Below are 3867 nucleotides of genomic sequence, written 5' to 3' on the forward strand. Positions count from 1 at the left end.
GCGTGCCGCCCGCGCCGGCGAGCCGCGCCAGCGCCGCGGGGCCGAGCCGGTTGGCGACGGCATTCGCCAGCAGCATCGCCACCAGCTCGCGGCGCAATCGGTGGCGCGGGATCAGCGCGCCGAAGCGCTCGCGCAGCGGCTGAGGGAAATAGGAGGCGAGCAGCGGCGCCAGCGCGGGGTCGTCGGGCAGCGCGCTGTCCTCGATCGCCTCGGTCAGCCAGAGTTTCCCGAATGGCAGCAGCGCTGCGATCTCAGGCCGTGTCAGGCCCTCGCCGCCGGCGGCGCGCGTGCGCAGCGCGGCCTCGTCGGGCAGGCCGGCGACGGCGCGGTCCAGCAGGCCGGCAGCTTCCAGCCGCGCCATCAGCGCGCCATGCGCGGCGAGGTCCACGGGGGCGGAGAGCGCCTCCAGGCTCACGGCGATCGCCTGCGCGTGGTTGTCGGCCAGCACCAGGGCGGCGACCTCGTCGGTCATGTCGGCGAGCAGCTCGTCGCGCTGGCGGCGCGTCAGCGATCCCTCGCGCTCAGCCTCGGCGAGCAGGATCTTGATGTTCACCTCGTGGTCGGAGGTGGAGACGCCCGCGCTGTTGTCGAGCGCGTCGGTGTTGAGCCGGACGCCGCTGCGCGCCGCCTCGATGCGGCCGGCCTGGGTGATGCCGAGGTTGGCGCCCTCGCCCAGCACCTTGCAGCGCAGCGCGGCGCCGTCCACGCGGATCGCGTCGTTGGCGCGGTCGCCGGCCTCGGCCTGGGTCTCGGTGGAGGCCTTCACATAGGTGCCGATGCCGCCGAAGTAGAGCAGGTCCACCGGCAGCGTCAGGATCGCGCGCATGATCTCGGCGGGCTCGGCGCGCTCCTTCGCGATGCCGAGCAGGGCGCGCGCCTGTTCGGACAGCGGCAGCGACTTCGCGTTGCGCGGCAGCACCGCGCCGCCGGGCGAGAGCAGCCGCACGTCGTAGTCGGCCCAGGAGGAGCGCGGCAGGCGGAACAGCCGCTCCCGCTCCGCATAGGACGCCTCCGGGTCGGGATCGGGGTCGAGGAAGATGTGGCGGTGGTCGAAGGCGGCGACGAGCTTCGTCCTGCGGGAGACCAGCAGCCCGTTGCCGAAGACGTCGCCCGACATGTCGCCGACGCCCGCGCAGGTGAAGGGCGCGTCCTGCACGCCGTGGCCGAAGCTTTCCTGGAAGTGGCGGTCCACCATCACCCAGGCGCCGCGCGCGGTGATGCCCATGCCCTTGTGGTCGTAGCCGGCCGACCCGCCGCTGGCGAAGGCGTCGCCCAGCCAGAAGCCGTATTCGGCCGAGAGCGAGTTGGCGATGTCGCTGAAGGTGGCGGTGCCCTTGTCGGCGGCGGCGACGATGTAGGGATCGTCGCCGTCGCGGCGGACGATGCCGGGCGGCGTGACGATGCGCGTGCCCTCGAAGTTGTCCGTCAGGTCCAGCATGCCGCGCACCAGCGTGCGGTAGCCGGCGATGCCTTCGGCCTGGAAGGCGTCGCGGTCGCTGGCGGGCGGCGGGTGCTTTAGGATGAAGCCGCCCTTCGCGCCGGTCGGCACGATGACGACGTTCTTCAGGCGCTGCGCCTTCATCAGGCCCAGGATCTCGGTGCGGAAATCCTCGCGCCGGTCGGACCAGCGGATTCCGCCGCGCGCGACGGCGCCGGCGCGCAGATGCGTGCCCTCCATGCGCGGGGAATGCACGAAGATCTCGCGCCACGGGCGGGGCAGCGGCATGTCGCCGGCGCGCGCGCTGTCCAGCTTGAAGGCCAGGTAGTCCTTCGGCTGGAAGAAGTTGGTGCGCAGCATCGCGTCCAGCACCACGCGCAGGCGCGACAGGATGCGGTCGTGGTCGGGGTTGGAGACGCCGTCCAGCAGCTGCCGCCAGTCGGCGTCCAGCTTCGTCTCGTCCCGGTCCGCCGCGTCGGGGGCGAAGCGGGCGTGGAACAGGTCGATCAGGATGCGCGCGGCGTCGGGGTTGGCGGCCAGCGCGGCCTCCACGCTCTCCTGCGCGAAGGGGAAGCCGACCTGTTTCAGCCAGCGGTACATCGCGCGCAGCAGCCAGCATTCCTTCCAGTCGAGGTCGGCGCGCAGCACCAGGCGGTTGAAGCCGTCGGCTTCCGTCCAGCCGCGCAGCAGCGCGTGCAGCGCGCCGGTCACCAGCGGCAGCCGGTCCTCCGGGCAGTCGGCGCGGGCTTCCAGGCGATAGACGTGCAGCACGACGGACCGCCCCTCGGCCGGCGTCAGGCGGTGCGGCACCTCCTCGATGGCGCGGAGGTCCAGGCTCTCGAACAGCGGCAGCGCGTCGGACAGCGACAGGGGCGCGTCGGGGCTGGCGAGCCGCAGCATCAGCGTGCGCGCATCCGCGCCGGGCGGGCGCGAGAGCGCGGCCCAGGGCCGGTCGCCGGCCGAGGCTTCCTGCGCCAGCGACAGGTCGGCGATGCCCTGCGACGCCGTCTCCGACTGGCGGTAGGCGGGGGGGAAGGCCTCGCGCCAGCGGGCCAGGATGCGTGCCGCCTCGGCTTCCCCGCGGTCCTGCGCCAGCGCCTCCTCCAGCCGGTCGCGGAAGCCGCGCACGGCCTGGGCGACGGCGGCTTCCAGCGCGGCATCGTCCACCTCCGGCACGGCGCCGGGGGTGGTGCCGATCACGTAGTGCACGCGCGCCAGCGGCGCGTCGCCCAGCGACGTGTAGAAGGCCGAGAGGCGGCCGGCGAAGGCGCGGGCGATCAGGTTGCCGACGCGCTCGCGCATGCCGGTGTCGAAGGTGTCGCGCGGCAGCCAGGCGATGGCGGAGACGAAGCGCTCGAAGCTGTCGCGGCGCAGCACGAGCGCGGCGCGGGGGCGGATGGAAAGGTCCAGCGCGCGCAGGCAGCCCTGCAGGATCGCCTCCTCCGGCGCCTGGAACAGCTCGTCGCGCGGCCAGGTGTCCAGGATGTTGCGCAGCGCGCGGCCGTCATGCGTCTCCGGGTCCACGCCGGCGCGCGCCAGGATGCGCAGCACCTTCTCCCGCAGCAGCGGGATGGAGCGCGGGTTGCGGTTGTAGGCGGCGGCGGCGAAGAGGCCGAGGAAGAGCCGCCCGCCGGCGATGCGCCCATCCGCATCGCGGATGCGCGTGATCACCACGTCGGCGTGCTGCGGGCGGTGCACCGTGGCGCGCATGTTGGCCTTGGCGACCGCGACGGGGGCCAGGCGCGTCAGCGTCTCCCGCACGGCGGGCTGCAGCCGGGGCAGGTCGCGCAGCGCGTCGAAGACCGGCAGCTTCGGATCGCGCAGCAGGCCGAGGTCCTCCTCCGCCGCCACCGTCGCGGTGCCGTCCGGGTTCAGCGCGATGCGGCGATGGCCGAGCAGGACGAAGTTGTCGTCGGCCAGCCAGCGCAGGAACTCCGCCGCCTCGCCCCCCTCCACCTCGACCTCGGCGGCGCGCAGCCGGGCGCGCATCGGGTCGAAGTCGGTCACGGCCAGGCGCACATCGGCCATGGCGCGGGCCAGCGCCGCCTGCAGCGCCGCCCAGTCGTCCGGCTCCGGCGCGGGACGGCCGGCGCCGAGCGTCACCAGCGCCCCGGGCGCCAGCACGATGCGCATCATGCTCTCGCGCAGCGGCGCGTCCCCGGCGATCTCCAGCAGCCGTCCTTCGGCGTCGCGGCGGACCGGCAGGATCGGGTGCAGCAGCTGACGCACGGTGCGGCCGCGCAACGCCAGCGCCGCCAGGGCGCTGTCCACCAGGAAGGGCATGTCGTCGGTGACGATCTCGACGACCGCATGGGGCCCGCGGCCGGGGCCGGGCGGGACGACGCGCACCTTCGCCTCCCGCGGGCGGCGGGTCTCGGCGAAGGCGAAGAGGCTGGCGGCGGCCTCGGCGACCGCCTCGGCCGGGGTGG

The 3867-nt window shown here is 74.3% G+C and carries 1 protein-coding gene; it reads right to left on the minus strand.

Annotation, left to right across the window (positions count from 1 at the left end; all coding sequences use genetic code 11):
* Window positions 1–3867, minus strand: a 3867-nt coding sequence (locus OZN99_RS27305; protein WP_270938383.1) for an NAD-glutamate dehydrogenase, incomplete at both ends; no start/stop codon positions are given.

The sequence above is a fragment of the Falsiroseomonas oryzae genome, assembly GCF_027856955.1.
In the GTDB taxonomy this organism is placed as follows: domain Bacteria; phylum Pseudomonadota; class Alphaproteobacteria; order Acetobacterales; family Acetobacteraceae; genus Falsiroseomonas; species Falsiroseomonas oryzae.